19 protein-coding genes are annotated in these 22,422 nt (G+C 43.6%); 8 read left to right on the forward strand and 11 right to left on the reverse strand.

The genetic code is table 11. From position 1 onward, the window contains the following. Positions 1-77 precede the first annotated feature (77 nt). Complete coding sequence (locus tag NI389_RS06240; protein ID WP_208844478.1) at positions 78-281, reverse strand: DUF3283 family protein; 204 nt, start codon at positions 279-281, stop codon at positions 78-80. 118 nt (positions 282-399) lie between these two features. On the opposite strand from NI389_RS06240, the gene NI389_RS06245 reads away from it, so the two are divergent. Beyond that, positions 400-1,095 carry a hypothetical protein gene (locus NI389_RS06245; RefSeq protein WP_308362052.1) on the forward strand — a complete coding sequence of 232 codons (696 nt, stop codon included), beginning with the start codon at positions 400-402 and terminating at the stop codon, positions 1,093-1,095. 10 nt (positions 1,096-1,105) lie between these two features. Here NI389_RS06245 and NI389_RS06250 read toward each other — a convergent pair whose 3' ends face one another. Beyond that, positions 1,106-1,348 (reverse strand): DUF1289 domain-containing protein, encoded by a 243-nt coding sequence (locus NI389_RS06250; protein ID WP_308362053.1) that lies wholly within the window; start codon positions 1,346-1,348, stop codon positions 1,106-1,108. Between the two features lie 159 nt (positions 1,349-1,507). Here NI389_RS06250 and NI389_RS06255 point away from each other — a divergent pair, with 159 nt between their 5' ends. Then, complete coding sequence (locus NI389_RS06255) at positions 1,508-3,349, forward strand: methyl-accepting chemotaxis protein (RefSeq protein WP_308362054.1); 1,842 nt, start codon at positions 1,508-1,510, stop codon at positions 3,347-3,349. On the opposite strand, the gene mrcB is transcribed toward NI389_RS06255, so the two are convergent. From mrcB to NI389_RS06275, 4 genes are all read right to left on the reverse strand, one after another. Next, entirely contained in the window at positions 3,346-5,631 is a 2,286-nt protein-coding gene (gene mrcB, locus NI389_RS06260) for a penicillin-binding protein 1B (protein ID WP_308362055.1), read from the reverse strand. The two genes, NI389_RS06255 and mrcB, sit on opposite strands and share 4 nt — an antisense overlap. 151 nt (positions 5,632-5,782) lie before the next feature. Then, a complete protein-coding gene (locus NI389_RS06265; RefSeq protein WP_308362056.1) occupies positions 5,783-7,012 on the reverse strand; it encodes an ammonium transporter in 1,230 nt (409 codons plus the stop codon). A gap of 11 nt (positions 7,013-7,023) precedes the next feature. Further along, positions 7,024-7,362: a P-II family nitrogen regulator gene (locus NI389_RS06270; RefSeq protein WP_308362057.1), complete on the reverse strand. Its 339-nt coding sequence runs from the start codon at positions 7,360-7,362 to the stop codon at positions 7,024-7,026. Positions 7,363-7,532: 170 nt separating this feature from the next. Further along, on the reverse strand, positions 7,533-8,768 hold the full coding sequence (locus tag NI389_RS06275; protein ID WP_308362058.1) for a diguanylate cyclase: 1,236 nt from the start codon (positions 8,766-8,768) through the stop codon (positions 7,533-7,535). A gap of 349 nt (positions 8,769-9,117) precedes the next feature. Between NI389_RS06275 and NI389_RS06280 the strand changes: the two genes are divergently transcribed. The 5 genes from NI389_RS06280 (at position 9,118) to serA (ending at position 14,046) form a co-directional block, all read left to right on the forward strand. Next, positions 9,118-10,641 carry a S10 family peptidase gene (locus NI389_RS06280; RefSeq protein WP_308362059.1) on the forward strand — a complete coding sequence of 508 codons (1,524 nt, stop codon included), beginning with the start codon at positions 9,118-9,120 and terminating at the stop codon, positions 10,639-10,641. Positions 10,642-10,912: 271 nt separating this feature from the next. Continuing rightward, the gene (locus tag NI389_RS06285) at positions 10,913-11,449 is read left to right on the forward strand and encodes a hypothetical protein (protein WP_308362060.1); all 537 of its coding nucleotides are present in this window, start codon (positions 10,913-10,915) and stop codon (positions 11,447-11,449) included. 10 nt (positions 11,450-11,459) lie between these two features. After that, positions 11,460-12,065: a 5-formyltetrahydrofolate cyclo-ligase gene (locus tag NI389_RS06290; RefSeq protein ID WP_308362061.1), complete on the forward strand. Its 606-nt coding sequence runs from the start codon at positions 11,460-11,462 to the stop codon at positions 12,063-12,065. Positions 12,066-12,142: 77 nt separating this feature from the next. Continuing rightward, complete coding sequence (gene rpiA / locus NI389_RS06295) at positions 12,143-12,796, forward strand: ribose-5-phosphate isomerase RpiA (protein ID WP_308362062.1); 654 nt, start codon at positions 12,143-12,145, stop codon at positions 12,794-12,796. Positions 12,797-12,816: 20 nt separating this feature from the next. After that, on the forward strand, positions 12,817-14,046 hold the full coding sequence (serA, locus tag NI389_RS06300) for a phosphoglycerate dehydrogenase (protein ID WP_308362063.1): 1,230 nt from the start codon (positions 12,817-12,819) through the stop codon (positions 14,044-14,046). A gap of 142 nt (positions 14,047-14,188) precedes the next feature. On the opposite strand, the gene radA is transcribed toward serA, so the two are convergent. Continuing rightward, the gene (gene radA, locus NI389_RS06305; RefSeq protein WP_308362064.1) at positions 14,189-15,559 is read right to left on the reverse strand and encodes a DNA repair protein RadA; all 1,371 of its coding nucleotides are present in this window, start codon (positions 15,557-15,559) and stop codon (positions 14,189-14,191) included. 150 nt (positions 15,560-15,709) lie between these two features. Between radA and NI389_RS06310 the strand changes: the two genes are divergently transcribed. Continuing rightward, positions 15,710-18,202, forward strand: coding sequence for a PilZ domain-containing protein (locus NI389_RS06310; protein ID WP_308362065.1), 2,493 nt, complete (start codon positions 15,710-15,712; stop codon positions 18,200-18,202). Here the strand turns inward: NI389_RS06310 and serB are convergent. The 4 genes from serB to argS form a co-directional block, all read right to left on the reverse strand. Beyond that, positions 18,199-19,137 carry a phosphoserine phosphatase SerB gene (gene serB, locus NI389_RS06315; protein ID WP_308362066.1) on the reverse strand — a complete coding sequence of 313 codons (939 nt, stop codon included), beginning with the start codon at positions 19,135-19,137 and terminating at the stop codon, positions 18,199-18,201. The genes NI389_RS06310 and serB overlap by 4 nt on opposite strands. 87 nt (positions 19,138-19,224) lie before the next feature. Beyond that, on the reverse strand, positions 19,225-20,019 hold the full coding sequence (locus NI389_RS06320; protein WP_308362067.1) for a TatD family hydrolase: 795 nt from the start codon (positions 20,017-20,019) through the stop codon (positions 19,225-19,227). Next, positions 19,992-20,630 (reverse strand): pyridoxamine 5'-phosphate oxidase, encoded by a 639-nt coding sequence (gene pdxH, locus NI389_RS06325; protein WP_308362068.1) that lies wholly within the window; start codon positions 20,628-20,630, stop codon positions 19,992-19,994. Before pdxH ends, NI389_RS06320 begins: the two co-directional genes overlap by 28 nt. A gap of 47 nt (positions 20,631-20,677) precedes the next feature. Further along, a complete protein-coding gene (argS, locus tag NI389_RS06330) occupies positions 20,678-22,420 on the reverse strand; it encodes an arginine--tRNA ligase (RefSeq protein ID WP_308362069.1) in 1,743 nt (580 codons plus the stop codon). Positions 22,421-22,422: the final 2 nt, after the last annotated feature.

Consider the following 22,422-nt stretch of genomic DNA (forward strand, 5'->3'; position numbering starts at 1 on the left):
CCACCAGCATTTTATTATTGTAGTTGTTTTAAAAAATGTATCACTGCAGGTTTTAAAGCGCTACGAGAACTGTCTAACTAGGCTAACATCAAGGCTAAATAATACTCAAATCGCTGTTTCAGTACATTCTGCTCTGACATTGGTCGAGCATTAATTGCTTCATAAATAGCTTCACGCGATTTCTTCCCTTTTTTAATCTGATAAGCCCAAAAAGAAGCTTCATAATCCAGTTGGATTTGATATTTCTCAGCTCTTGGTAGTAAGCACAAATTGTAATTCACACTAAAATCTCCGATAAACTTCTCAACAAGCTTAACATATTTAACCATAAAGTCGGACTTCTGTTATACACTAACTCTAACTGAAGATGCCGCCACAAAGTGTTATAAGGATAAACATTTGTTCCGCCTGATATTGCTCTTATTTTTTGCCACGCAAAGTCATGCTACTGAAAAAGGTACTTTCGTATTCAATCGCCCTGCTGATAATCCGCAATCAAGGTACATTACCGAGCTCGTTAGCCTCGCGTATCGAAACCTTGGCATTGACGTTAAAATTGTTGATTTTAATCATCGCAGTGCGCTTGTTGCCGCCAATGAGGGGGAACTCGACGGTCAGCTCGCCCGCATTGAACAGGTCGGAGACATTTATCCTAATTTAATTCGCGTGCCCTTTTCTTTGTACGCGTTTAATCTTCAAGCACTTAAACACTGCAAAAAATGTACTTTAAATGACGTGAAAAGCCTTGTGATTACGGAAGGTTATCCTGTGATGGAAAACTACCTTCAACATCATCCCTTCTCTGGAAATCTTGTCCGTGTGAAAAAGATTTCGACTCAACTTAATTTACTGTCACAACAAAAAGTGGACGCTGCACTCGTCATAGATTTTCACCTACCAGACTCATTTATGGTGCAACATTTACCTGATTGGTCACGGGACAACATCGCACTGATTCAAACATACCATTTTGTGCATGTAAAACACATCGCCCTTCTGCCTCAACTTCAGGCTCAATTTCAGCAATTAGCGAACAATGGCACCATGAAAATGTTGAGGGAGAAATACGATTTAGAAGACAAAGACATAAAGTAATTTAGTAAATTTAAAAATCAAAACCGCTTTGCTGCATTCCATCGTCATTGGATTGTTGCTGTTGTTTTTGAAGATAACGTTTATAGCGCTGCTGACATAATAAAATAACATGGCGCTTTTGTTGATCCGTCATCGTATTCCACTGAAAACGTTCGTCACGGCTACGATAACACCCTTTACAGTATCCTCGATTGTTTACTTGGCAAATCCCACGGCAGGGACTCGGGATTTCGAAGATTTCGATTTGTTCCATGCGCGTAAAATCCAACTAACCTCTGTAATCAGTGTACGTTGCAAAGACAAAAATTTATACCAATGAAAAAATAAAATTCAACTAAATCCTTTTGTGAATGATATTTACCCATTTCACGGTCTATAGTTATTCAGTCTACGTTTAGGAACCGAATTACTGATGGCATACCCTTCTTCATTTGCACGACCCGCAATGCGACTCATGAGTCACTTGAGCTACAAGAACAAAATGAGTTTGGTTTTCAGCATTTTCCTAGCACCGTTATTACTGAGTTTATTTTTTCTCAATGCGTCACTCAGTACCGAGATCCGTCGTTTGACTACACAGTCGCAAGGCTTAACGCTTTACGCTCCTCTGCTCGATGCGCTGTTTAACAATCAAAATCAAGTTTCGCTCAATACGCAATTGAAAAATCAGTTTGCATTGAGTGAAGAAACACCCGCAGATTTACTGGAACAAGTCTCACAACGATCAAATCTTGCGATTGACCCAGTTATCAATCGAAATTACCTCAATCGCGCGTTAGTTGAATCTCTTCCGCGGCTCGTAGCAGAAATAACCCACCTTAATCGTGATGCAGAACAAGTCCTAAATAGTGGTTCTTTTACACCCGATACTTTTATCTCGCTATCCAATACACATAAAGCAATGCCTAAAGTGTTCGCCCTTTTTGAAGCAAAACTCAATGTTGCAATGCAAGGAGAGCATGGAAAAACCTTTACGCTTTCTAATGAACTAGCGTCGTTGACTCGAGCTATCCAACATTTTACCAATGCTATCCAATCAGAAATGTTAGAGCCTGACGAACTTGCACTTTCTTTAGCGCAATTGCGCCCATTGCAAAACCAAGTCAAAACCGCATTGGATAGCTTTGTGAGTAAAGCATTACCTGCTATGCAAAACTCTTTGGATACTGAATTAAACCAAAAACGTTGGATACAGTTGAGTGTGCTTATCGCTTCTCTCGTTTGTCTCGCGGTGGCCATGTACCTTATGGTGGGTTTTTACCTAGCCATTATTACCACACTCAATGATTTTTCAGTCGTCGCGAAATTGGCCTCGAAAGGTGATTTAACCGCTCGAGCTCTTACCTCCGGGCAAGATGAACTTTCGGTCATTATTGTGCAATTTAATCAACTTCTCGATAGCTTCAAAGAGGTGCTGTCACACTTCACTAAAAACAGTGTCCAAGTGAACGAGTCAACTACAAGCCTAACCGCCCTAAGCAACTCAACCAAGCAGGATGTTGCCAATCAACAGCACCGCTTACAAGCGATTCAACATGCTTTAGACGACCTGAATGGTGCTGGTAATCAGGTAATTGATGCTACTCAACATGCACAAACGTTGGCAATAAAAACCGCAGATGAAGTAAATAAGGGTAACCAAAACATGCATCTATTGGCCAACCAAATGACCCGATTGCAACAGGAGTTTGAACAAAGCCGAATCGCGCTTGATAAACTCGCTCTTGATGCACAAAATATTGGCAAAGTAAGTCAGGCTATTAGTGAAATTGCGGAACAAACCAATTTATTGGCACTAAACGCGGCGATTGAAGCAGCTCGAGCTGGAGAACAAGGTCGCGGTTTTGCGGTGGTCGCCGACGAAGTGAGAACATTAGCAAAGCGAACACAACAGCAAACCGAAGAAATTCACGCCATTATTGCATCACTTCAACAAGCCTCAAGCCAAACGCAAACACAAATGCGGCAGAGTGTTGAGCAAATGCACAGTGGTGTAGAAGCTGCACTTTCAACGAAATCAATGCTCGAAACGGTGCAGTCAAGCATGCAGGCAATTTGCGATCAAGGCGCTCAAATTGCACGTTTGGTTGAACAACAAGCTTCAGCAACCAATACCGCTTTGACAGATGCAGTAAGTATTAATGAACTGGCTGAACACACGTTAACGTCAGCCAATCAAACGCAAACTAATGTAAAGCAACTTGAAGGGGTTTCCAAGTCACTTCAAAAGCAAGTGTCTCAATACAAAGTTTAGTGTCTGCGACACTTTGGCCTTGGTTCAAACTGTGATGCGCGAACGGGTAATTGCTTTACATTGCCACACCCAGGCGGTGCTTGACGACCGCTATCGACATCCACAAAAGCCCAACGGATACCTTCAGGGCGCGAGTCGGCAATTGCCTCTGGGTTTAGGGATTTTAAGTAGCGTATATACAATTCTAACGCACCAACCGCGCCAGTCAGTCCGGTTGTTTTGTTGTCGTCGCGACCAACCCATGTGACCGTGACGGTATTGTGGTCAAAACCCGCAAACCAGCTATCTCGCAAGTCATTGCTCGTACCCGTTTTGCCTGCCAATACTAACGATGGGAAATGGGCATTGAGGCGTTTCGCAGTACCATCTTTTGTTACTCGTTTGAGTGCATACTTGGTCATATAGGCGGCTTCAGTTTCAAAACGACGCTCTGGTTCTGCCATATGTTCGTAAAGCACCGTACCTACGGCATTTGTAATAGCTGAAATGGACGTTAATGGCTTATAAATACCATCATTGGCGAGCGTACTGTACATTTGAGCGACTTCTAAACTCGATAGTTCCAGCGCACCTAAGAACAAGGAAGGGTATTGGTTAATCGGTGACGTAACGCCAAGCCCTTTGAGGGTATCTGTAACAGACTCAACACCAAGTTGCAGTCCTAAGTTTACGGCAGGTAAATTAATACTTTGACTAAATGCACTGTAGAGCGGCATGTCGCCACGGTATTTGTGGTCAAAATTTTCTGGGCTCCAAATTTGCCCTTGCTCATCCGAAATACTTAATGGTGCATCTGAAAGCGGTGTAGCCAAATTGTATTGAGGCTGCTCTAGCGCCGTTAGATATACGGCAGGCTTGACTAACGAGCCGATTGTACGTTTTGAATCTAAAACTCGGTTGTAACCCGAGAAACGCAGGTCTCTCCCCGCGACTAGAGCAGATACACCGCCCTTCGCCAGATTGACGGAGATCATTGCGGTTTCCAAATTTGCCGCCTCCGCGCGCTTCTCAAGGTAAGACAATCCTTTCTCGACAGCTTCTTCCATTGCGGCCTGTTTTTGTAACTCAAAATAAGTAAAAACTCGAACTCCACCATTGATGACTTTTTCGTCTGGAATGCGTTTTTCAAGCTCACGACTGACAAGTTCTAAGTACCCTGGGTAGGCTTCATGAAAGCTCTTTTTCAACGGCTGAACTTTGACGGGTCGTGCTAATGCTTGGCGAAATTCATTGGTGTTAATCAAGCCGTTTTCCACCATGAGACGAAGGACCAAATCGCGACGCTCCATGGTGCGTTCTGCATACCGTCTTGGATTGTAATAAGAAGGGCCTTTAACCATTGCCACTAACAACGCCATTTGATCAAATTCAAGTTCATCAACTGGTTTGGCAAAGTAAAACTCGGAAGCCAACCCCATACCATGGACACCTTGGTTATGGGCCTGACCTAAATATACTTCGTTAAGATAAGCTTCTAAAATGTCGTCTTTACTGTATCTAAAATCCAAAATGAGTGCGATTAAAGCCTCATTAAGCTTACGAACAATCGAACGCTCACGCGATAAATAAAAGTTTTTCGCCAGCTGCTGCGTCAGTGTGCTACCACCTTGTACCGTTCTGCCCGCGCGGATATTCGTGTACAAAGCCCTTAAGATTGACATCACCGATACGCCATGGTGTTGATAAAATTGCCTATCTTCAACAACCAGCAGCGTGTCTCTAAGCGTTTTTGGAAATTTTTCAAGCGGCAAAAATTCCCTGTCTTGCTGTGACTCATTGCCAATACGCGCGATTTGCACCGGTTCTAGACGGGCAAAACGCAAACTCTGCCCTCGCTCATCCGTGATGGTCGTTAAACGCTGGCCAGAGAACGTCAAAGTAAACTTTTTCGCCTCTTCTTTACCATCAAAAAACTCAAACGCACGGCGGTGAATGGTGATCGTGCGCCCTTTTTTAATGTATTGACCCGTTCGGCTAATGTAGTTTACCGAGGAGTAATTGAGTCGATTAAGCTCCCAGAGTACCTCTTGCTCAGACAAATATTGGTCAGGGTAAAACCCCATAGCGCGTGCGTAGACTTGCACGGGCAACTGCCATTTATTTCCTTCAAATTGGCGTGTTACTTTGGCATCAAGGTAAATAACGTATAACCCTACCGCTACTATACCAGCGAGTGTACTTTTCCATAGGATACTCAAAAAACCGCGCCATAAGCGCTGCTTCCATGATGGAGAGGTTGCCGTTGTTTTTTTTGTTTTGCCTTTCGGTGCCTTTTCAGCCATGTAGTCTTTGCATTATGAAGAAAATTACGAACAGTCTATCATAAGCTTAGGAGATTAACTCGCGCTTAAGCGGCATTACTCAAACGAAAAAAGCCCATCTTTCGATAGGCTTTGTCGTTACGAACAACCAAAAAACACGGTACTTTTGCGACTAGTTACCACGCACTGTCACAAATTCAGGGTATGCATCGATCCCACAATCATGCTGATCCATACCGTTGATTTCTTCTTCTTCACCTACACGGATCCCTAACGTTTTCTTAAGCACAGCCCAGACAATGAGCGATGCCACAAAAACGAAGCCGAGAATACACACGAGTCCGATAGCTTGATTAACGAACGTCGCGTCAGTGTTAGAGAACGGAACCATCATGATACCCAGCGCACCACACACACCGTGCACAGAAATCGCACCAACTGGGTCATCAATTTTCACTTTATCAAAATAAATAATGCTGAGAACAACCAATGAACCACCTAATGCACCTAATAGCGCGGAGAACATCGGGGTAGGAGACGCTGGTTCTGCGGTAATAACCACTAGACCTGCCAATGCACCATTTAAGATCATTGTTAAATCTGCTTTGCCCCACATTAATTTGCATACCACAAGCGCAGCTATTGCACCCGTTGCCGCCGCCGCGTTGGTATTAAGCATAATTTGACTTACTGCGATTGCATTGGCTTTGTCTGAAAGCAGTAATTGTGAACCGCCATTGAAACCAAACCAGCCCATCCACAAAATAAACGTGCCAAGCGTTGCAAGAGGTAGATTAGAACCAGGAATCGGGTAGATTTCACCATTTTTGCCGTATTTACCTTTGCGCGCACCGAGAAGTAGTACACCAGCTAAAGCGGCTGCAGCGCCCGCACCATGCACAATTGCAGATCCCGCAAAGTCAACAAAGCCTAACTTAGATAGGAAGCCACCGCCCCACGTCCAAAAACCTTCGATTGGGTAAATAATACCAGTCATTGCCACCGAAAAAGCTAGAAACGCCCACAATTTCATGCGTTCCGCCACAGCACCTGAGACAATCGACATCGCGGTTGCAACAAAAACAACTTGGAAAAAGAAGTCTGATTGCAGCGAATGATTGGCGTCGTCTGCTTGAGCACCAATCAACGCACCAAATGACGGTACAAAGCCACCTTCGGCATTATCTACGTACATGATGTTGTAGCCTATGAACAAGTACATCGTACAAGCAATTGCGTACAAGCATATGTTTTTTGTTAAGATTTCAGTAGTGTTTTTTGAACGCACAAGCCCAGCTTCTAACATCGCAAAACCGGCTGCCATCCACATTACTAAGACACCCGATATCAAAAAGTAAAAAGTATCGAGTGAAAATTTTAATTCAATTACGGTATTTTCCATCTGCGGTCCCCTTAAATCGCTTCTTCGTCGAGTTCACCTGTGCGGATCCGCACTACTTGGTCTAAGTCATACACAAATATTTTGCCGTCACCAATTTTGCCCGTACTCGCAATTCGAGTAATGGTTTCAACAACACGTTCACAATTTTCGCTGCGCGTCGCGATTTCTAGTTTTATTTTTGGAATGAAATCGACTTGATATTCCGCACCACGATACAACTCAGTATGGCCACGCTGGCGACCAAAACCTTTTACGTCAACCACCGTCATCCCTTCGACGCCTAGCTCTCCAAGTGCTTCGCGCACTTCATCCAATTTAAATGGTTTTATTATTGCACTTATCATTTTCATGTTAGGTCCCCTCGGACTCGCCTTATCCTGTTGCAGACAACAATCCAACGTTCGTGCCATAATTTTTTTTATATATATAACAATAAGATAAATATAAACCCCGATTTTTGGACAAAAAAAACGCACCATCAAGGTGCGCATTTTTTCTACTTGTTCGAAAGTGGTGCAAACTAGTCGTGTGCACTTACAACGCAATTTCGACTGCGTTCTTTAGCTTCATATAAGGCCCTATCCGCAGCTCGCATGACTTCACTCATCGACTGTGAATAACACGAGGTAACACCAATGCTAATCGTGCAATTATAGGGAATACCATTTATCGTAAATTCGTGATCGGCAAAGCGTTTGCGGAAATCATTAAACACTTCCATTGCGTCATTTAATTCAAATCCTTTTAGTACCACGGCAAATTCTTCGCCTCCGATGCGCGACAACACGTAGCGACTAAATGCGCTTTTTAAGAGGTCCGCCACTTGTTTAAGAATTTCATCACCACCCAAATGACCGAATTCGTCGTTGATCCGTTTGAAATGATCAATATCTAGGAGCGCTAACACATATTGACTGGGCTTAACTTTCAGTAAACGTTCCGTTTGCTGATAGAAATAACGGCGGTTGTACAGACCAGTTAAATAGTCGCGATAGGCGCATTCTTTGATTTCAGCGTATAAATTCAATTGCTCCATTGTTTGCATAACTCGACAATGGAATTCTTCATTCATAAACGGTTTGGCAAGAAAGTCGTTTGCTCCGTATTTAATAAACTTGGCCGAAAGGCCATGGCTGCCCGCCCCCGATAAACCGATAATGGCCAAATCATCGCGTCCACGCGAGTTACGTACGGCTTTGACCAACTCAAAACCATCCATTGTCGGCATCGCAAAATCCGTCAGCAGTAATTTTATATCTGGATGAGCTTCAAGTTGAGTTAACGCCTCTTGCCCATCTTTTGCTTCCATCACTTCAAAAAGCTGTTTTTCCAGCATTTGTCGCATCACAACACGGCTTATGACCGAATCGTCCGCAATTAGTGCTTTGACACCTTGGTTGCGAAGTAATTGGGAGACGAGCTTTACCGCATACAAATAAGAGTCACGGTTATCTTTAATCACGTAATCCACAACGCCCATTTCGAGCATTTGTTGACGACTGTATTCATCAATCTTTGAAGTCAGCACAACGGTTGGAATGTTGTGTGCCAAAGTCAGTTTCACCACTTCTGCGTCCGCTGCATCCGGTAGTGTAAGGTCAACCAAAGCTAACGTGTATTCATTACGGGCAAGCAGCTGCATACTCTCTTGTAATGACCACGCAAAATCAATGGCAACTTTCAGGTGTTGGGCGGCCAAATGGCGCAGCACTTGTTGAACGACTTTACTGTCTTCAACAATTAAAACTCTCTGCATGGAATGGGCTCTTCAAACTTCAAGAGAAAGACGAGAGATCAAATGAGCGGGTAAGATCTTCAATACTTTCATACTACGGACATAAGTATTAAATATACTGGAAATGTGTTACAAAAAAAACACAATCTTTGTATAAAAATCGTCACGTTTGTCGCAAATTAGACGCTGTTGAACTTAGGTTTGCTTACAATTGCGCTTGAAAAAGCGTCTTTTAAAACACGAAGCAGATTGTTTTTCCTTGTTTCTTGCGGTTAAACATGTGCTTTTGTCTATTTACCTCAATCGTTTTGAAAAATCCCCAAAACTTCTCTTTAATGTAGTCTGCACATCTTGTTCGGAAATACAGCTAATGAAAAAAATCGTTCTCTGCATCGCGCTTGCGTTAGGTACTACAGTGGTGAGCTCTGCATTCGCCAATGAGAAATCCAGTTCACATAACATCGCTATTGATGTCGACAGCAATGTTGTTACACAGCACAAAGCCAGTATTAACGGCGAAAAGTTTTCGTATACAGCCGAGACAGGAACGCAGCCAGTTTGGGATGAAGAAGGCAAAGCAATTGCGACACTGCAATATACTTATTATCAACGCCAAAAAGCGCAAGACAGCGCAAATCGCCCGCTCGTCATAAGCTTTAACGGCGGGCCAGGCTCTGCGTCAGTTTGGATGCACATCGCCTATACAGGCCCTAAAGTATTAAAAATTGACGATGAAGGCTACCCTGTACAGCCCTATGGTTTAATTGAAAATACCCACTCAATTTTGGATGTTGCCGACATCGTTTATGTCAATCCAGTGAATACCGGTTATTCTCGTGTATTGCCCGATGAAAATGGTAAGTTACCAAGTAAAGAAAGCCAAAAAGCACAGTTTTTCGGTGTCAACGCGGACATTAAATACCTTGCGAGTTGGTTAAATACCTTCATCAATCGTCATAATCGAGCGCTATCTCCTAAGTTTCTTATTGGGGAAAGTTACGGCACAACTCGCGTATCAGGTCTTGCACACGAATTACAAAACGAACAATGGATGTTTTTAAATGGCGTGATCCTAGTTTCGCCGACGGAAATCGGCATTGAGCGTAAAGGTCCCGTTGAAGCGGCAAATCGTTTGCCATACTACGCAGCTACCGCTTGGTATCACAAAGCACTCAGTAACGAATTACAAAACAAAGATTTGCAATCTTTACTTGCGGAAGTAGAAACGTACACACTTGATACTTACTTACCAGCACTCGCTCGCGGTGGCTTTTTAAATGTTGACGAAAAACAAAAAGTCGCAAAACAAGTTGCACTTTATTCCGGTTTATCAGAACAGTTTGTACTACAAAATAACTTGGACATCCCGACCGGTACATTCTGGAAAGAATTACTTCGAGACAGAGGGTTCACAATTGGTCGTCTGGACTCTCGCTACTTAGGTTTAGATAAACGTGATGCTGGTGCCGGTCCGGATTACTGGCCTGAATTGATGTCTTGGCTGCACTCCTTTACACCAGCTATCAACTACTATCTACGCGAAGAGCTCAACTATAAAACCGATGTTAAATACAACATGCTCGCGGACGTCTCACCTTGGGATAAGAGCAACAATCGGACGGGTGAACAACTTCGTATAGCCATGGCACAAAATCCTTATTTACATGTCATGATCCAGTCTGGGTATTTCGATGGTGCGACGAATTACTTTGACGCCAAATACACTATGTGGCAACTCGACCCAAGCGGCAAAATGAGTGCCCGCCTATCGTTTAAAGGATATGAGTCTGGTCACATGATGTATCTGCGCCGACCTGATTTAGCGCAATCAAACCAAGACCTTCGTGAATTTATTTTAAACGCACTACCAAACGGTCAAGCGGCTAAATATTGATCCCCCAGTTGGTGCCAGCAGCGGCGGTTTTGCTGCTGTGCACCACATTTTGTTTATGTCGACTCTCAGCAAACAGTAGCTCTGTAACTTGACTGACAAAACACGATAATTCCTAACCCATGAGTTTCTATTGATTGCGCCGAATTGAAATTCAAAACACACAATATCAATCCAATCCTTCATTGTTGCCTTTTGTGCGCATAAATTCCTACTCCCTTTGCCTAAATTTTTGGGTATACTCAAAGCATTAGCATTCTATTTGGATTACCTCATGACGGATAAATACCGTGTAATCTATACTGGCCTAGACTCAGGAATCGAACAGGAAGTCGCCATTACTCGCCTTGCAACCAAATTGGGGATCCCTGAAAACAAGGCTGCGACCTTCTTTGCAAAAAAGCCGCTCTTTGCGCCGGCAGATAAAGAAAAGGCGATGAAGCAAGTTAAGCTTTTTGCAAGTATGGGGATCCAAGCTAAATTGCAAACGTCTAGTGCGACGAATGATTCTAGTTCGGCACAACGTGATGAACGACTGTTTGAAGCTCTTGATTACATCACTAGTAGTTTAATTCGTTTAGAAGAACGATTAGAAGAAATAGAACAACGTTTAGGACAAGCACCAGCCATCGAGCATTCCACTGATGACGAAGAAGATTGGGAAGACGACGGCTTTTTGGACGACTTAGATATTGATTCGCAACCGAAAAAGCGTTCACCTATTGTGCTTTACAGCTTAGTGTCTGGTGTTGCAATTCTGGTAATCCTGCTGGCTTTAACGCTCATCTACCCTGACATTATGAATTTTTAACAACTCAAACATGAAAAACACTAATAATCACAATAAAAAGCGACAACTAATCCGTAGAGAAATTCGAGAAAAACGAAACAGCCTCTCAAAGGAAGTACAAAAAACAGCGTCGGAACGTTTGATTATTAGTTTTTTTCAACATACAGCACTCCCCGCAAACGCCCGTATCGGGTGTTATTTAAGCAACGACGGAGAGCTTAATACATCTCTTTTAATTCAAGAGCTTTGGAGACAAAGCCACACTATTTACCTCCCTCTAATTCACCCCTTTAACTCAACAAATTTGCTCTTTCAGAAATATGAAAAAACTTCACCCATGAAAGCAAATCGCTATGGTATCTTGGAGCCTAAGTTGAATTGCAGTGAAGTTTGTCCCGTTTCTCAACTCGATATTCTACTTTTACCGCTCGTTGCTTTTGATTCGATGGGTAATCGTATGGGTATGGGGGGTGGTTATTATGACCGCACATTAAGCAGCTACTACCGAGATAAATGGCCTGCGCCAAAATTAATTGGCCTTGCCCATGATTGTCAGAAAGTAGAAATGCTGCCCACTGAAACATGGGATGTTCCTCTTCAGGCAATTCTAACGCCGACAACCTTTTATCATTGGTAAACGCACTTTTCGGGTCTCTTTTTGCACTAAAACAAGTATAATTGTGCCAAGTTTGACAACATAAAAGTGTGATTTCTATGACCCAAGATGAAATGAAAAAAGCAGCTGCATGGGCAGCACTCGATTACGTAACGGAAGATAGTATTGTTGGCGTCGGCACAGGTTCAACGGTAAACCACTTTATCGATGCTCTTGGTACGATAAAAGATAAGATCCGCGGCGCAGTATCAAGTTCTGAAGCTTCTACAGCGAAACTAAAAGCACTCGGCATCGAAGTGTATGAATTGAACGATGTCGACAGCTTGGATGTGTATATTGATGGCGCAGATGAAATCAACGGTCTGAACGAAATGATAAAAGGCGGTGGTGCGGCACTAACTCGTGAGAAAATTGTCGCTGCCGTGGCCAAGAAATTTGTATGTATCGTGGATAACACGAAGCATGTAAATACATTGGGTCGTTTTCCATTACCCATTGAAGTGATCCCTATGGCTCGCAGCTATGTCGGACGTGAATTGGTTAAATTAGGTGGTGATCCTGTTTATCGTCAAGGTGTCGTCACGGACAATGGGAATGTCATTTTAGACGTTCACAATTTAGAAATTTCTCAGGCCAAAGCGCTTGAAACTAGCATTAACCAGATTGTTGGTGTTGTTACTAACGGTCTATTTGCCGAACGCGGCGCAGATGTGGTGATTACTGGCACGCCAGAAGGACCACAAATTAAATAAGCTTAATAGCAGGATAAGTCATGAGTAAGGTATCGTTAGCAAAAGACAAAATTAAAATCCTTCTACTTGAAGGGGTACACCAAAGTGCGGTTGAAACACTCAAACGCAATGGGTACAGCAACATTGATTATGTAAAAACGTCCCTACCTGAAGATGAACTTATCGAACGCATTAAAGACGCGCATTTTGTTGGCATTCGTTCTCGTACACACCTCAATGAACGTGTATTGGAAGCAGCGGAAAAGTTAGTAGCGGTCGGTTGTTTCTGCATTGGTACTAACCAAGTCGACTTAAACGCAGCACGGGTTCGTGGTGTTGCCGTTTTTAATGCACCTTTCTCAAATACCCGTTCAGTTGCTGAGTTAGTGTTGGGCGAAATTCTACTACTGCTCCGCCGTATTCCTGAGCGAAATGCCATGGCGCACCGTGGAATTTGGCAAAAGACGGCCAATGGCTCATACGAAGCACGAGGAAAAACACTCGGGATCATAGGCTACGGTCACATTGGCACGCAACTTGGTATCATGGCAGAAAACATCGGTATGAAAGTCGAGTTTTATGACATTGAAGACAAGTTAACGCTAGGTAATGCGACACAAATTCAAAACATGACGCAGCTTTTACAACGAGCTGATGTCGTAAGCCTACACGTACCAGAAACACCACAAACTAAGAATTTGATTGGTATGGCTGAACTCGAAGTGATGAAACACGGCGCAATTCTAATTAACGCCTCTCGCGGAACTGTCGTCGATATTGATGCACTTGCTGAAGCGTTGCGTGATAAACGCATTTCAGGTGCAGCAATTGACGTTTTCCCAGTCGAGCCAAAAGGTAATGACGAAGAGTTTGTTTCTCCTCTACGCGAATTTGATAATGTAATTCTGACGCCACACATCGGTGGTTCAACTCAAGAAGCACAAGAAAACATTGGTATTGAAGTTGCGGGTAAACTTGCTAAATACTCGGACAATGGTTCGTCATTAAGTGCAGTAAACTTCCCTGAAGTATCACTTCCTGAGCTTTCTGGCCGTAGCCGTTTATTGCATATCCACCAAAACCGCCCAGGTGTATTAACGCAAATTAACCAAGCGTTTGCACAGCATGGTATCAACATCGCTGCGCAGTACCTACAAACGGATGCCTCTATTGGTTATGTTGTTATCGATGTCGACAGTGACCATTCTGAAGTCGCACTTAAAGAACTCAGTGCTGTCGAAGGCACAATCCGCGCGCGTATTTTGCACTAAATTTGTGGTTCATCATAAATTAACATAAAAAAGCGAGACTTAGGTCTCGCTTTTTTATGGCTGTTCACATTCGTTTTATTCGCCCTCAATGGAACGCCTTTAAACGAGATGACGAGTGTTATACGTCATAGATAAACCGAATCTAGAACAGCGCTTCAAGTGCTCTTGACAGGTGATCCACCGCCACAATCTCCATGCCTTCTATTGGTTCTTTTGGTTTATTCGCGGAAGGGACGATTGCTTTTGTAAAACCGTGTTTAGCAGCCTCTCTTAATCGCTCCTGTCCACTTGGAACCGGACGTATTTCACCACCGAGACCCACCTCACCAAAGACGACTAGTTGTCTATCGAGAGAGGTGTTTTTGAAACTCGACACGAGAGCTGCAATTAAGGCTAAATCCGCAGACGTTTCGGTGACTTTGACACCACCAACAACGTTTACAAACACATCTTGATCGGACACTTGCAAGCCACCATGTCGGTGGAGTACAGCCAACAACATCGCGAGACGATTTTGCTCAAGGCCGACTGTCACCCTTCTTGGGTTGCTCAGCTGAGAGTAATCCACTAACGCTTGTACTTCGACGAGAAGTGGTCGAGTCCCTTCCCATATAACCATGACAAGCGATCCCGGAGTCTGCTGTTCTCCCCGGTTTAAGAAAATTGCAGAGGGGTTGTTCACCTCACGTAGGCCATTGCCCGTCATCGCGAAAACCCCTAACTCATTCACTGCACCGAAACGGTTTTTATTGCCACGAAGCGTCCTAAAACGACTGTCGCTACTCCCTTCGAGCAAAATTGAGCAATCGATACAGTGTTCAAGCACTTTAGGACCCGCTAAGGTACCGTCTTTTGTCACATGGCCCACCATAATAATGGCAACCTGATTTTGCTTTGCAAAACGGGTCAAATAGGCTGCACTTTCACGCACTTGAGAAACACTGCCAGGTGCAGACTGGATATCCGTCATGTGCATGACTTGTATTGAATCGATAACCATAATGCTCGGCTTTTCACGAAGCGCTAATTGGCAAATCGTTTCGACGTTAGTTTCAGCTAAAGTTTTTAGTTTATTGGTTGGTAGCCCTAATCGCTTCGCGCGCATGGCGACCTGCTGCAATGATTCTTCACCCGTTACATAAAGGGTATTCATGTTCTCAGCGAGCATACACATTGTTTGCAGTAACAGCGTACTTTTACCCGCTCCAGGCTCACCACCTATCAATATCGCACTACCAGGCACGACACCACCACCCAAGACTCGATCAAACTCAGCAAAGGATGTGGAAAAACGTGGGAGGCTGTCTAAATTGACTTCATCGAGCGTTTGCACCTTCGCCTCTACCATGCCAGCGTAACCTGCCATGTTCGATCCCGATGCGACTGTTTTTATTGAAGGAACACGGTATTCCGTAACTGTATTCCAAGCTTTACATTCTGAACATTGTCCTTGCCAACGAGCAAATTCCGCTCCACAATCACTACAGACAAATGCGGTTTTCTTTTTTACCATAGACTTACATAAGGCATGTTAATTGCTTAATAAAATCCTACTTAAAGTAGGTGCTTGAATTTGCCAATCTTTTGGCAGATGAAGAAATAATAATAACGAATCGTGCGTGAAGGAGTATAGCAACTTTTTACGCAACGGGTGACAAATACAATGGCTGAAGATAAATTATTGAAATATCAAGATTTGATCAACGAGTTGAAACTTCAGCTCGGCGATCCTAATTTTGATAAAATCTTTCGCCAAATGACATCCCACCTGTCAAAGCCAGACCAGTTTCTTGTCAAAATGGAGATGAACCGCCTTTCACAGCCGGTTGCTCGATTTATCGATTTACGGGGACAAGTTTCAGGTGAAGTAAAGCCCTACGAATATGAGGGCAAGCAACATTTTATGGACGATGTTGCAGTTTCAGTGTTTGAAGAGGAAATCGCTAGACACGGCAAATACACGCTCGCCGTTTACGAAGCGGTCATGAACACCGAAAATAATTTCAAAGTCATGCAAAAAGCCGCGCAAGAGCGAGAAGCTTCTGGTGAAGTTCTGCCTGAAGAAAACCCAAATAACGTTAAGCTTATCCGCTTTGCCTCGTATGAAAGTCGTGTAGAAGAGCGGATGAATTATTCGATTAAAATCTCGGTTAGTTTGCCAAAAGGTCGAGAAGTTAGCGCATCCACATCCGATATTTCATTGAGCGGCGCAAAAATCAAGCTATCACCAAAGCATGCCGTGCAACCTGGTGATATGCTCACAATCCGATTGGTAGGTCTAGAGCAAGAATTTGAGCTTGGTCTAAAAAGCGGTATCCAATATGAAGTGGTCGCCGTTGAGCCTGTCACACGAGAATACAATCATATTCGTTTGAAACGCACGTTTGTCGAAAACAATAAAAGTTTTGATGACTTTTTAAATAGCTTTATTCATGGCAATAAACGTCGATATAAGATCAACCTCGATAACACGATGGATGCCATTATTTGCAAAAGTTACGAACAATATTACATCCCTAGGGTAATGTCATTGTTCGTTTTTTTGAGCAAAAAGGAGTCAATACTCTATCCATCGATGGCATTGCACAATGAAAATAGCCTATTCATTCAACGCTATTTCCAAGACGAACGACAAACGTCGTGTTTGTACAATATTTTCAATCAAAAGCGCCTGAAAACGCTGTTAGATCAACATACTTCAGTTAAAGAATTACTACTCTATACTTTCACGCATACCGTAGGCGGAAAAATTTATTTTTACTCCGCTACTTCTCAGGAGCTTAACCAAAACCCAGAACTGAAAGATCTGTTTTTTGCGTATGGAAGTAACAAAGAGAGTTGGATGGTGTTTAAGCTACAACTGATGCCAAGTACACATGAAGATGCCTTTATTCCTCTTTCATTACCTGAATCACTCGGCAAAAGTTTAGAAAAACTCAACAAGCCCCCTACCCCAAGAGTTCAAGGGCTTATACAGAATGTTCAATATTTAGCGGTTTTGACTGAGGTCAGTATTCCCGCGGTTCGTGAACATTACAAGAAACTAAGTTATAAACCGGAACTGTTACCCCAACTGAAACTGTTTGGGCACGGAAAGTCAGCCAATCCCCCACCTTTAGAAGCCGTTGCGCTCGAGTACGTGAACCTACGAGCTCACAAACGTTATCTCTATAAAACCATGGTTGAAATCAATCAAGATGCTGACACTAAGGTTACAGGGTTTACACGTGACTTTTCAGTGATGGGCATGCAAATTGAAGTTGCCGCGCCGTTGGACGTAAAAAAAGGTCATTTGATTTACTTATCCTTACCGGAACTACAACGCATCACGACCAAGCATAACCTACATAATCTCTGCTACGAGGTCATGGCGGTAAGTAAATCGAAAACCATTATTAATTTAAAAGTGAATCAGCCAACCGAGTCAAAAAGTCTGGCCGTACAGTTCTTTACTCAGTTAATTGACATGAACAAAAGCAAGTTGCAAGCTTGTGAAGAAACACCGAAGATCCCGGGCTTATCGGGCGCTTTACGTAACATGGTTACTAAAAGCATTTGTCAATTCCCCATTTATTTCCATAAGCAAGCTGCTCACTATAAAATAGGTGCGGTGGGCCTTGGGCTTTATCGTACAGCATTACACCGTATCTTGGGCCAGTTTGATACAAACAATCCGACGCTTATTACCACTGAACAACTCTTTCCAGATGGTTTCACAGAAACCACTCTTAGTGACGCGATTCGGATGCAAACGAGACAAGATAAACCGCTTCAGTACATACTCTTTGTCCGCTTTGATCCAACAAAAATGAAGATTCAAGAAGCAATAAAGAGCCAATGTATTGCCGCCACGGATCCTCTCGACTCGCTCTATTTGTTTACCAAAAAAGCAGTGAAAAAGGAACTATTGTTCGTTTATCGTGTGTACATATCTAAAACCGGGAAACCCGATATTGACTATCTTGCCAACGAATTAAAATACGTAAGTCATTACGCGCTGCATAAAGCGAAAGATTTAGAGGAAACACTCTGGTCTGTTACTGCGGTGGGTGATTTGGTGGATGTTTCGGACAAGGTTATCGATTACTTTGATATCGACATAAGAACGCTTGAAGCCATGCGTGCTCGTCGCCAAGCATGGCTTGATAAATTTTAAGGCGTACTTAGGAAGTAAACCAATTGCAATAGTGAACCATGGCAAATTGCCGCATCGGCTTCGTACACCACTTTTTCTTTACCATGAATTGCGACACCCAACTGAGCTTTGGCCATCATCATTAAATCGTTTGCTCCATCACCAATTGCTACTGTTTGAGTCGATGGAATATCATATCGCGCGGCCAGTTCACAAAGCGTTTCTTGCTTTGCTTTGGCATCAATAATGCGGCCAATTACGTTACCACTTAATGCAGTTCCATCAAATGCCAGTTCATTAGCAACGATCTCATCCAACTGCAGCGACTTACGGAGTTGTTCAGCAAAAAGAGTAAAACCGCCTGATGCAATAGCCAACTTCCAGCCATTTGCTTTTAACACGCTGCAAAGCAGCTCAATACCCGGCATGAGCGGTAAATCAAACCGAATTGTATCGAGCAAGGACATTTCAATGCCCTTCAATTTCGCAACTCGTTGCACTAGACTATCACTGAACGCCAATTGTCCTGCCATCGCAGCTTGAGTAACGGCAGCCACTTCATCATAGACTCCAGCCAAACGTGCAATTTCATCAATACATTCTATTTGAATAGCGGTCGAATCCATGTCCATCAACAATAAACCTGGGCTTTGCAACGAGGGGGCATTCTCGATGATGGCGGCTTCTAAACCATGCTCAGCAAAAATAGCCCTCACTCTAGCTTTAAATGCTTGAGTTAGAGCACTCGGTTGAATATTGAGTGAAAAACTTGCAGCCGTCTCAAGTAAATCATGTGGTTTAAACAAGGCAACATGCGTGGCGAAAATGCTTTCGTCCATTAAACTCGTGACTAATTTGCCCAACAACGTGGCATCGATTGAGTGCCCAAACACCACCAGTCTTTGTTTGCTTTGTGGGGGGTAGACACAGACTGAAGGCTTGGTAATTCTTTCCATTCAATGTGAGCTGCTTGCATTTCTTATTCTCCTGTAACTGCAACGCTGTTGTATCATGTCACTTGCCAAGTGTCAGCAAGGTTTTGCTCAACTTGAAATTTCCACACCTAAGACGTCATAAGTATTGCGTGCAAGCGCAGCAGCAATGTCCACTTTGGGTTCCATTCGTAACAAGCAAAAGGATTCAAACACCTGCACTAATTGCTCAGGCTCATTACGCTTTCCTTGATACCCATTAAGTGGCATTGACGGACCATCCGTTTCAAGAACAAACGCATCAAGAGGTAGTTCTGCCACTACGTTTTTGGTTTTTTGCGCGCGCTCGTAGGTGATTGTGCCCCCAATTCCGAGTTTGAAACCAAGATCTCGGTAATAATGCGCTTGCTGAAGCGAGCCACTAAAGGCGTGAATAATCCCACCCTGTTTTGGCTTTATGTTCTTAAAAGATCGCGCTATTAGATGGTGGCTTTGTCGATGATGCACAATTAGAGGAAGCTTATGGTGATTGGCGATGTGGATCTGACCTTCAAAAAGCCTTGTCTGCCTATCTATATCCCCCACGCTCGAGTCGAGCCCACATTCTCCAACCGCAACAATGCGAGCATGATTCATTTCAATCAGCTGTTCCAACAATTGAAGATCGGAATCTTGATGCTGTGCTAAAAAATAAGGGTGCAGCCCTAGGGCAAAAAATACGTCACCAACAGGCACAGTTAACGCAAGCAACGCTTTACTTTGCTGGAGTGTCACACCCGGAATGACCCAACCTTTGACGCCCTGTACAAAAGCGCGCTGAACAAGCTCGTCTCTGTCCGGCGCGAATTCGTCGAAATCTAGATGACAATGACTGTCAATTAGGGATTCAGGCGCTCTACTTGCCAATTACCATCATCCTGTTTTGCATATATAAAGCGGTCATGTAACCGGTGTTCACCACCTTGCCAAAACTCGATTTTATGGGGTACTACACAGTAACCACCCCAAAAATCCGGTAACGGTATGTCACCATTGGCAAACTTACTTTTCATCGCGTGAAAGGTTTCCATCAGCATTTTGCGTGACGAAACGGGTCTCGACTGCTGAGATGCCCATGCTGCAAGCTGGCTCTCTTTAGGGCGAGATAAAAAGTATTTCGCGACTGCAGAGGTTGGCAACGGTTTCGCCTCCCCGTACACGATCACTTGTCGCTCAATACCATGCCAAGGAAAGTGCAAACACACTTTACTGTTCTGCTGTATTTCCTGTGCTTTACGAGAGCCTGTATTTGTGAAAAAGACGAAACCTTGCTCATCCATGTGCTTGAGTAGCACGATACGCTGAGACGGCTGCCCATGCTCATCCACTGTCGCTACAACCATTGCAGTTGGATCGGGAAAACCGGCATCGACCACTTGCTTGAGCCACGTATCGAATTGAGAAAATGGTGACTCATCCAACATATCACGACGCAGGCCACCTTTCGTGTATTCGCGGCGAATATCTTCTAACTTCATGTTCACTCCTTACAAAAAAGCCGCAGATTCTGCGGCTTCTAGCAAACTTACATTTGCTCCATTACTTCGATACCGAGCAACTCAAGTCCCGTAGCCAGGGTCTTGGCAACTAGGTTACACAGTAACAGGCGACTTTCTCTGACGTTTTGTGCCACATCCTCTTTTAGAATTGGGCATGCTTCATAGAAACTCATGTACAAACTCGCCAATTCATAGAGGTATCCACACAATACGTGTGGCGTTGCTTCACTGATCATCAGATCAAGGACTTCTTCAAGTTGAAGCAATTTCAATGCTAATGCTTTTTCTTGTGGCTCATTGATTTCAATATTGCCCGCAAGATTTGCACTATCAACACCCGCTTTACGGAAAATACTTCTGACGCGAGTATAAGCATATTGTAAGTAAGGTGCCGTCGCCCCTTCAAAGCTCAGCATCGTATCCCAGTTAAAGATATAGTCGCTTGTACGGTGTTTTGATAGATCCGCGTATTTAACTGCACCAATACCAACTTTACGTGCAATTTCAGCTCGCGCTTCTTCACTTAAATCCGACTCACGAGCCGCAAGTTTATCTGTTGCTCGGCTTATTGCTTCATCAAGTAAATCAGCCAGTTTAACCGTGCCACCAGTACGTGTTTTGAAAGGCTTGCCATCGTCGCCCATCATCGTACCAAATGGACAAAATTCGTAACTTGTTGCGTCGCGAAGGAAACCCGCTTTTCGCGCAGTCAGTTCAACTTGGCTGAAGTGAAGGCTTTGGCGAGCATCAACAAAGATAAGAATGCGATCTGCGTTCAATTGGTTTGAACGGTAGTCACAAGCAGCAAGATCCGTCGTTGCATAAAGGAAACCGCCACCTGATTTTTGCACGATAAACGCAGAAGGCTCACCATCTTTATTCGCCAGTTCCTCTAAGAACACCACTTGTGCGCCTTGGTCTTCAACCGCAAGACCTTTCGCTTTTAGCGTTTCAATAACACCAACTAAAGCATCGTTGTATGCACTTTCGGCCATGATGTCTTCGCGCTTTAACGTCACGTTTAACTTGGCGTACACTTCTTCAGAATGCTTTACTGATGTATCAATGAACAACTGCCACAACTTTGCACAATGCGCATCTCCACCTTGTAGCTTCACTACATAGTCACGCGCTTTATCTGCAAAACCTTCTTCGTCGTCAAAACGCTTTTTCGCGTCACGGTAGAATGTTTCCAAATCCGCAAGCGCAACTTTTTCCAAATCGATACCTTGGTTAAGCAAGTCTTCAAGATGCGCGATAAGCATACCGAATTGCGTACCCCAGTCACCCATGTGGTTTTGACGAACAACCGTGTCGCCACGGAATTCTAATGCACGTACAACGGCATCACCGATGATAGTTGAACGCAGATGCCCTACGTGCATTTCTTTGGCTAGATTTGGCGATGAAAAATCAACCACTACTTTCTGCGCATTACCATGTTCAGAAACGCCTAACTTAGCATCTTTCTCTGCATTCATTAGGCTTGATGCCAAGAATTCTGGTTTTAGATGAATGTTAATAAAACCCGGACCCGCAATTTCAACCGTTGCAGCGATATCAGCTACATCTAGGTTATCAATAATCTTTTGCGCAAGTTCACGAGGATTCATCTTGAGTGCTTTTGCCGCGCCCATCGCGCCATTAATTTGGTAATCACCAAACTGCGCACGAGTACTTTGTGTAACGGCTGGGTTTGAACCTTCAGGCACGCCCGCCGCATTCATTGCTGCAATCGCTTTTTCTACTAATATTTGCTTAATGTTCATGT

The sequence above is a fragment of the Pseudoalteromonas xiamenensis genome (assembly GCF_030994125.1).
In the GTDB taxonomy this organism is placed as follows: Bacteria; Pseudomonadota; Gammaproteobacteria; order Enterobacterales; family Alteromonadaceae; genus Pseudoalteromonas; species Pseudoalteromonas xiamenensis_B.